Genomic DNA, 772 nt, shown 5'->3' on the forward strand with positions numbered 1-772 from the left:
TTTCATGTTCTGACCTCCAGTCAAAGTTCTTAATTCGGGTCTGGGTATTTTTGCTGAAGGACAGCGTTCCCTGCCCCATCCCCAAGAAACGAAAAAGTCACGCTCTCGCGTCCCCTTTCCGAGCCTGACATTACTCATGCGGTTCGCCGGTTCAACCACGATCAGCGGGGAAGCCCCCCTTCCGACCTTCTATCCGGACCCGCTGTTGCACAAATGACACGATCTGACGGGTGCCAGAAAGGTTTTCTTAACAATTGGAGCCGGTTTGCGGCTTGATAAATGCCACCAACCCCGCCCTGGAAGCCGAATCCCGCGCTCGAATCGCAGTTTTCGGTTCGTTTTTCGATTCCCAACCGATCCTGGAGCGGAAATGGCGAATCTATTCAAAGGCGCCAACACCCTGAAACAGGAGCATTCGGCGGTTCTCCTTATAAATAGCGCAGGAAAGGCAAATGCGATATTGATTGTCGGGCCGCTTTTCTTTATCCAGCCCTTCGCCGGAGAGGTGGCCGAGTGGTCGAAGGCGCTCCCCTGCTAAGGGAGTAGGCCCCAAAAGGGCCTCGTGGGTTCGAATCCCATCCTCTCCGCCATTCCCTTGGCTTCCCAAAATCAGCAGCAAACAAGCCCCGTGTTTTTCGCGGCTGTTTTGCGTTGCCGTGTAGATTCCTATTTTTCCCATTTAAAAACAACGCAGTACGTTGATGCTACATCGCGCGAATGCCCATTTCCGGGATTCGCCGTCATGATTCTGACTGGAGGTCAGAACATGAAA

At 53.1% G+C, this 772-nt stretch carries 1 protein-coding gene and 1 tRNA gene; both read left to right on the plus strand.

All coding sequences use genetic code 11. The annotated features are described in order from the left end of the window. Nucleotides 1-499: 499 nt before the first annotated feature. A tRNA-Ser gene (locus tag NA8A_RS24205) sits at nucleotides 500-590 on the plus strand. Continuing rightward, nucleotides 563-772, plus strand: a 210-nt coding sequence (locus NA8A_RS25390) for a hypothetical protein (protein WP_210161244.1), incomplete at its 3' end; no start/stop codon positions are given. The genes NA8A_RS24205 and NA8A_RS25390, both read left to right, overlap by 28 nt.

The sequence above is a fragment of the Nitratireductor indicus C115 genome (genome assembly GCF_000300515.1).
GTDB classification, from domain to species: domain Bacteria; phylum Pseudomonadota; class Alphaproteobacteria; order Rhizobiales; family Rhizobiaceae; genus Nitratireductor; species Nitratireductor indicus.